The organism is Psychrobacter sp. AOP5-GZ1-6, assembly GCF_052376345.1.
In the GTDB taxonomy this organism is placed as follows: Bacteria; Pseudomonadota; Gammaproteobacteria; order Pseudomonadales; family Moraxellaceae; genus Psychrobacter.
In genome coordinates this window covers 1-3,224 of sequence record NZ_JBQSVP010000207.1, presented here as the reverse complement: position 1 = coordinate 3,224, position 3,224 = coordinate 1, and the positions used below count along the sequence as shown (strand labels likewise).

General features: G+C 41.4%; 4 protein-coding genes. 2 read left to right on the top strand and 2 right to left on the bottom strand.

Translation table 11 applies throughout. The features are described from left to right. Positions 1-79: 79 nt before the first annotated feature. Positions 80-397 carry a DUF4298 domain-containing protein gene (locus ACT3RN_RS15000; RefSeq protein ID WP_226945179.1) on the top strand — a complete coding sequence of 106 codons (318 nt, stop codon included), beginning with the start codon at positions 80-82 and terminating at the stop codon, positions 395-397. 42 nt (positions 398-439) lie between these two features. On the opposite strand, the gene ACT3RN_RS14995 is transcribed toward ACT3RN_RS15000, so the two are convergent. Continuing rightward, complete coding sequence (locus ACT3RN_RS14995; protein WP_192520841.1) at positions 440-1,054, bottom strand: DedA family protein; 615 nt, start codon at positions 1,052-1,054, stop codon at positions 440-442. Positions 1,055-1,241: 187 nt separating this feature from the next. Beyond that, entirely contained in the window at positions 1,242-2,162 is a 921-nt protein-coding gene (locus ACT3RN_RS14990; protein WP_087041102.1) for a LysR substrate-binding domain-containing protein, read from the bottom strand. A gap of 147 nt (positions 2,163-2,309) precedes the next feature. Here ACT3RN_RS14990 and ACT3RN_RS14985 point away from each other — a divergent pair, with 147 nt between their 5' ends. Continuing rightward, entirely contained in the window at positions 2,310-3,173 is an 864-nt protein-coding gene (locus ACT3RN_RS14985) for a DMT family transporter (protein ID WP_442440180.1), read from the top strand. The last annotated feature ends 51 nt before the right edge of the window (positions 3,174-3,224 follow it).

Genomic DNA, 3,224 nt, shown 5'->3' with positions numbered 1-3,224 from the left:
TGAATTATCACAGGTAAAGACAAGGTATTAGCTGATTTGAAATTCTAAAGAGATTTTTGCAACTATAAATAGGAGTTATATGATGAGCGAAGCTATTAATCCACAAGACATTGATCCACAAGACATACAACACAAATTTGAGCGTTGGTCTGCTCTACAGTCAAAATTATTACAGGCGCAGCAAGATTGGAGAGAGGCAGAAGCGCTACTGTCTGAGGTACAAGAGTATTATTTAAGTCCGCAGTGGATACAAGATCGTGAGGCTGATGTCACGATTAAGCACTCTGGTGAGGCTCATTCTATCTTTAGCGAAGACGGTATTTGGAATGCGATGACAGAGCATCAAGAGCAGGCGATTACTTGGATGCGCTTAGGGTTGGACGCTATCGACAAGTAGATCAAGGCGTTAGCACTTAGTGATTATCGGCCTGCGCGTTTGTTAGTGTTTATCAGATAAACGCCGCTTTACAAACCAACCAATAATAATGACAACGATAAGGATGCCAATACCTGTCGAGTAAGGGGCGAGCGTCGATTCAATAACCTCGTAGTTTTGGCCCATATAGTAACCCGCGAACGTCAGACCTGTCGTCCAAATGCTTGCACCAAGTGCGGAGAGCCCCAAAAACGGTAGCATCGGCATATTATTCATACCGGCAGGAATCGAGATGAACGAGCGGATACCAGGCACCATACGACCAAAGAATACCGCTTTTTTACCGTGCTTATCGAACCACTCATTGGTAGCTTTGATATCGTCAGGTTTTACAAAAACAAATTTGCCATATTTTTTGGTTAAGGCTATCAAGCGATCTTCATTAAACACGCGGCCTAAATAGTACAGCGGTAACGCACCAAGTACCGCGCCAAGCGTCCCTGCTAGTATGGCAAGTATGAGATTAAGCTCACCATTTGAGGCGGCAAACCCAGCAGCAGGCATAATAACCTCGGAGGGAATAGGCGGAAAGACGTTTTCGGCAAACATGGCAAAGATAATGCCAAAGTAGCCAAACTTCGCCGTGATAGAGAGTACCCAGTCACTGATTTGACCCATAAAAAACCTTTATAATAGAATGAACAATACTGCTGCTAAGCCGAATCTTTAGGCAAAAGATACTAGCTCATCAGTGGTTTTTCAATTTAGAAGGTTTTACGCGCTGTGCAAGTTTCGTTAACGTATATCTAAATCATCAGCGTAGGCAAATAGCGCCGGCGCGCCTCCGGTATGCCAAAATAAGATGTTATCGGTTGCTTTGATTTGCTCGGTGGGTATCATTACATTGGGATTCTAGCCATTCGCTTAATTTAATAATATCATCCTGATTATTCCTTAATTCCTTGCAAACGAAGTAAAAGTTATCCCCTGTTAGAAATTCATGCATTGGAACTCTAACGATATTTTGTTTATAAGCATCATCCTGCATCATATAATTATTGGTAAGAGTAATACCCAGATTGTACCGTGCGGCTTCTATCGCTAATAGTACATGACTAAAATGATTTATCTTTATATCGCTTGGTAATTCAAATCCGCCTGCCTTACACCATCGCAGCCAATCCTCCGCTGTATTCTCGCTCGTATCTGCATATCTCACAGACAATATTGGATGCCGCCACAATGCGTCAGGAAGGGGTTTATCTCTTATTTTCTCCCAAAGCTTTTGACCACAAACAGGATATAAAGTTTCAGCAAATAAAAACTTACTGATGAAAGCATGTGGAGGAGGATCGACGGTGATATAACAATCGGCCCTTTGCTCATTATAATCAGAGGGATGATTAACCATATCTAAAGTAAGTTCTATTTCTGGATACTGTCTATAGAAGTCTTCTAGTCGAGGAATCAACCAATTCACTGCGACTGAACTGTACAGAGCTAAGCGTATACGCCCAGGTTTTCCATGTTTAATAATCTGACTACTATCTGAAAGTAGACCCAATGCGCCACTCACATCTGTGAAATAACGCTCACCAACCTCTGTCAACGAAAAGGTCCGGCCTTGCCTGTAAAACATTGCTTCCCCAAGATACTCTTCAAGGATGCGTATTTGGTGACTCACGGCACTTTGTGTCACATTGAGGCTTTCTGCTGCTTTTGAAAAGCTGTTAAGCCGTGCAACGGACTCGAAGCACTGTATTGCACGCAGCGGTGGTAAATCCATTATTACCTCAGGTAATACTAAATATGTTTTATATCATTATACATCATACTCTTACTTGAATATACTGCCTGACAGATCGTTAAATCAGCATGAACCCATTGGGGTTTTAACAGTTTCTGAATTCTGAATAGGGCGGGGAGGCTAAAAATGCCAAAGATGAGTGTTGCATTTGCCATGACGCTATTGGTACTAGGAAATATCATTGCGGTCTTCTCAGACACCTTGATAAAGGCCTTGCCCTCTGAGACGGCGGTATATCAATTTATCCTGTTTCGTCAATGCACAGCGGTTTTAATGCTGTTGCCATTTTGCTTAATTAATAAAAAGAACAAGTTATTCAGTAATATAAAATGGCACTTTGTTCGTAGTCACGTGTGGTTATTGGGTGTGATATTTATGGTACTGTCTCTTCAAGCACTGCCTCTTGCGACTGCGAATGCTATTTTTTATGCCGCCCCTTTATTTGTATTACCACTGGGTTTTTTATTTTATAAAGACAGATTAAACTTTCCGACTATCGCAGCCTCTATATTAGGTTTTGCTGGTATCCTCGTTATTGTACAACCGAAACAGATCAATTTAGGGGCGGTGTTTGCCCTTATAGTGGCGGTAACCATGGCGCTAAACAATCTGTTAGTTCGTAAACTTCCACAACATCATACTGTCTATCAAACGCTACTTTTGACCAATTTATTAGGAATCCCATTCGCGCTTGGTTTGGCTATTTGGGAAGGACAGCCATTTGATTGGCGCTCATTGATTACGGCCGCCAGTTCAAATGTATTCATTTTGATTTATGCAGGTATATGCGTACAGGTGTATCGACACATTGAAGCGTACAAAGTCTCTAGTGCGGAATACTCAGGTTTAATAGGGGCGGTGGTGGTTGGAATCATATGGTTTAATGAAGTACCAAATATGACTTTGTTAGTAGGGTCTGCGCTGATTATCCTACCTTTGATATGGCTAGCTACTCTCGAATCTATGAGGTTTAGACAAAAAACTGGGTAGGATAATAGCTTTTAAAACCTAATCAATCTGATGTGTCATAAATAATAAGAA